Annotated in this window: 4 protein-coding genes; all 4 read right to left on the bottom strand. The window is 47.8% G+C overall.

Translation table 11 applies throughout. The features are described from left to right. Positions 1 to 261: 261 nt before the first annotated feature. Entirely contained in the window at positions 262 to 930 is a 669-nt protein-coding gene (locus FYJ45_RS28910; protein ID WP_021640358.1) for a flavin reductase, read from the bottom strand. A 67-nt stretch (positions 931 to 997) separates the two neighbouring features. Next, the gene (locus tag FYJ45_RS28905; protein ID WP_154468388.1) at positions 998 to 1,741 is read right to left on the bottom strand and encodes an SDR family NAD(P)-dependent oxidoreductase; all 744 of its coding nucleotides are present in this window, start codon (positions 1,739 to 1,741) and stop codon (positions 998 to 1,000) included. Between the two features lie 217 nt (positions 1,742 to 1,958). Beyond that, entirely contained in the window at positions 1,959 to 2,732 is a 774-nt protein-coding gene (locus tag FYJ45_RS28900; protein WP_154468387.1) for an MBL fold metallo-hydrolase, read from the bottom strand. 76 nt (positions 2,733 to 2,808) lie between these two features. Then, a complete protein-coding gene (locus tag FYJ45_RS28895) occupies positions 2,809 to 3,423 on the bottom strand; it encodes an HD domain-containing protein (RefSeq protein WP_334296518.1) in 615 nt (204 codons plus the stop codon). Positions 3,424 to 3,518 lie beyond the last annotated feature (95 nt).

The following is a 3,518-nucleotide window of genomic DNA, read 5'->3' as shown; positions in this document are numbered from 1 at the left end:
TGTTCAGCCCTTGTCACGATAAATTTTCTCCTTTGCGAAAAACTTTTTTTTATTTTATCATGCATCGGCTAAATCTTCAGTGCTTATCAGTAATTTTTGTGCGAGAAATTTTCGCCTTTCAGAGCTGCAATTTTTACCGGGCTGTATTATGGCATAACAAAAGGACCGGCACAAGCCGTTTCCCAGGTGGTACGGACTGGCGCTGATCCTTATTTTTCATGTTATATTGCTTACTCTGTCAGGTGAGCCGGTTCTGTCCAGTCATTCCACCTTCTTGAATTTATCCGCTCCCTGGCCGCAAATCGGGCACTTAAAATCTGCGGGAAGCTCTTCTCCTTCGTATACATAACCGCATACCTGGCATATCCATTTTCCGGTTTTCTTTGCATCACCGGATGGTTGGGAGCTTTCTTCCGCCGCACCGTCCGCCTCGGGAAGGTAGGTCGGCGCATTCTTAGGGGCTTTTCCCCTTATTACCTTATGATAATAAGCGTAAGTCATCGCAGCGCTGTCATTTCCATAGCTTTCCGCTTCCACCACTTCTCCCAGGAAAACAGTATGGGTCTGGGTTTCCATCGTATCAATGACACGGCAAACCACATAGCCGCAGGAATCCTTGATTACAGGAAGCCCGGCCGCCATTTCATAATCCACATTACTGAATTTATCCGTATCCCGGCAGCTGTGGAAACCAAAGGTTCCGATAATGGAGGGGTCGGATTTTTCTGAAAGTATGGAAAATGCGAATTTCCCGGTCTTATCGATACAGGAATTGGTATAGTTATCATGGTTTACGCTAACCGCAATGGTAGCCGGATCCGATGTAATCTGCATAATGCTGTTGGTAATGCATCCTACCGGACGGTTACCATCCATTGAGGTAGTAACATAAACACCGTAGGACATGTCTCTGAAAATCATTGTATTCATCTTTTCACTCCTGTCTGTGCACTGAAGCACTCATGTACTGTTGTTACCGATACCGGCTTTTTCAGGCTCAGGTCATTGCCGCGCCATCTACCGGAATTATGGCTCCTGTAATATAGGAGGCCATATCACTTGCCAGGAAAAGGAACGCGTTGGCTATATCCTCCGCCTCTCCCAGCCTTCCCAGCGGAATCGTCCTTACAATAGGCTCTATCACTTCCCGAGGAACCGCCTCCATCATATCCGTACGGGTAACGCCGGGTGCTACCGCATTGACACGGATATGATCCCTTCCAAGCTCTCTCGCCAGAGATTTGGTCAGACCGTTCAGCGCAAATTTGGATGCCGGGTAGCCCGAACCGGCCGGCTGTCCGTAAAAGCTCACCATGGAGCTGGTATTTAATATCACACCGCCGCCATGCTCCCTCATAATTGCTGCCGCTGCCTTGGAGCAGCGGAATACGGAATTGACATTCAGATCCATAATCCTGTCAAAATCCTCCGGGTTATAATCATATAAGCTGTCTCTCGCAGATATTCCTGCATTGTTTACCATAATATCGATTTTGCCGTATTTTTTCTTAACGGAATCCAGCGCCCGGGCTATTTCTTCGTAGCTTCCCAGATCCGGAGCCATGCCGGTAACCTGCCAGTCCGGATTATCCTGGCGAAGCCTCTCAAGCGCCCTGTCCACGTTTTCCTGTCTTGAGCCCCAAAGGACTGCGGACGCCCCGTTTTCCAGAAACTTTTTCACTATTGCATAACCGATTCCTCTTGTTCCCCCGGTTACTACCGCAACCTTACCTTTCAACATAGTGCTTACCTCCATTTTATAATTTTTTAAAAATAATAATCATTACTAATTTTATCATACCATAATCTGCCTGGTTGTCAAGCATCTTCCTGCATTCTCCGGCCATATTTATTTATAAAAAAACAGTCTGATAAAAGCTTTCCCGCATCCTTCTGAAAACATACTTTTATCGGACGGTCTTACTGCTTCTTTTGTGGGTTTTACAGCGTTATGGGCTTTACAGTGTTACAGGCTTTCCGGCTTTGGGCTTCACCACTTTGATTTCCGGGTGCCTTTCATCCATGGCCTTTTTAAACGGCCGGGTATCTACCTCCTCGGATACGGGCGGGAACGCGTCGTCAAAATGGTCCAGCAGAATACGCGCCGGCTTCAGACGTTCCACAATTTCCATGGCTGCTTCCGCCATATTTTCCTTCCCCTGATAGGGAAGTATGAGAAGATCCGCATTTTCCGGATAAACTGTGTCCGGATCCAGCTCCATGCTTCCAAGAAGTAAAATACGTTTACCCTCCGTCTCTATCTGGTAGGCTGCCGTTTCGCCCTTTTCCGGGAATCTGGGATGCGCCCAGGCCAGAAACAGTGCATTGCGGAAATATCGAAGCAGCCTCGGGTTTAACAGCTTCCTGAAAACCGTTTTCGCACAAAATGACGTATGCTTTCCCTTCAGAACCGTTATCCTCATATTCCCCTGACGCCAGCTGTATCCCGGTTCCACTTCCACCAGGCAGCCTGTGTCTTCCACCCACCCTTCCAGGGTATTCATCACAGCCCGGGTGGCAAAAACCGTGGCATCGGCCTGTTCCAGGATTTCCGGTATGAAAAAAAGATGATCCACATGTCCATGCGTGATGCAGATATCCGTTTCCTGCACAAAATCCTCCAGACTGTTCGGGTTGCTTGCTCCGGCCAGTTCCACAAAGGGATCGAACAGAAGCCGCTCTCCCTCCGACTCCAGCAAAATGGAAGCTGTTCCATACCAGGTAATTTTCATCCTTTGTCGTCTCCTTCTTCAGGCCCTTCACATCAGGCCAGGCTGTGTTTATTATAACGTAGTCAGGGAAAAAACTCTACCCGTTCTTTTTCTGCCGCGCTTTTATTTCGCCTTCTTTTTCACCCTCCTTCCTTTTCCCTGTGTCTGTATCCAGAATCTGTCTGAATTCCGCAAGCAGGGGATCTCCGCTAAAATATTCCTGTCCGTACTCCAGATTAAAATCATAATCAAAACCAGCCGGGTTACAGCCCTGGTTATGCTGCATAATGGTTTCCGCCTTATCCAGGGCTTTTACCAGGCGTGCCTCTTTGCTGACTGCTTCATTATATTCCTTCCACAGATCCATATATTCTTTTTCCAGCTGCGGAGGGAGGAGCGAAAACAGCCCGGATGCTCCTCTTTCCTCCGCCAGATATTTTTCCCCGGGATCAGGACGCAGCGCGGCGGAAATGTCGCCTTCCCTGATTTCCCCGATATCATGAAGCAATGCCATTTTTATCACTTTCAGGCTGTCCAGCCGGGGATATTCTTCCAAGATGACCATTGCCAGAAGGGCAAGCCTCCAGGAATGCTCTGCAGTGCTCTCCTGTTTTCCTCCGCTGGTCCAGGCGGTACGGAGTACATTTTTAAGCTGCTCCGCTTCATTTATAAATTGTAAAGGTGTTAGTCCGCAAATGTGTTGGTAACCTATATAAGTCCGTTTTATCACCCTTGTGATCTGGTATTATATCCTTATATTTAGGAGGATGATACCATGACCAATCAGGAATTACTTATGAGCCATAT

This window comes from Eisenbergiella porci (assembly GCF_009696275.1).
Taxonomy (GTDB): domain Bacteria; phylum Bacillota; class Clostridia; order Lachnospirales; family Lachnospiraceae; genus Eisenbergiella; species Eisenbergiella porci.
Note: the sequence above shows the minus strand (reverse complement) of the source record. Positions and strands in the feature narration are given on the sequence as shown.

Bases quoted from the DNA above. Each gene is read 5' to 3' on its own strand.
- FYJ45_RS28900 (WP_154468387.1), bottom strand. From the start codon at position 2,732: ATGAAAATTACCTGGTATGGAACAGCTTCCATTTTGCTGGAGTCGGAG.
- FYJ45_RS28905 (WP_154468388.1), bottom strand. From the start codon at position 1,741: ATGTTGAAAGGTAAGGTTGCGGTAGTAACCGGGGGAACAAGAGGAATC.
- FYJ45_RS28910 (WP_021640358.1), bottom strand. From the start codon at position 930: ATGAATACAATGATTTTCAGAGACATGTCCTACGGTGTTTATGTTACT.